The sequence below is a fragment of the Niallia sp. 03133 genome, assembly GCF_052663225.1.
Genome location: NZ_JBQTCY010000048.1, coordinates 1 through 285 on the forward strand (window position 1 = coordinate 1; position 285 = coordinate 285).

Annotated in this window: 1 pseudogene; it reads left to right on the top strand. The window is 43.2% G+C overall.

What is annotated here, in order from left to right:
• Positions 1-285: pseudogene (locus tag ACTYBU_RS22555) on the top strand (hypothetical protein); the annotation flags it as partial.

Below are 285 nucleotides of genomic sequence, written 5' to 3' on the forward strand. Positions count from 1 at the left end.
TTATATGTATGCGGGGAATAATCCAGTATCAAATGTTGATCCTGACGGAGATTTCTTTTGGATGGCAGCAGGTGCTTTAGTTGGAGGAGTATCATCTTATTTGTCTGCTAGAAAAAGAGGAGCAAGAGGATGGAAACTTTGGGGATCTGTTGCCGGTGGAGCTGCTTTGGGAGCTGTAGGTGGAGTAGGAGCAGGTGCTTATAGAGCTTTAAGAGTTGCACGATATGTTTCAAATAGTACAAAAGGTTCCTATTTAGCTAAAGGAAGAGCTGCACATAATGCGTG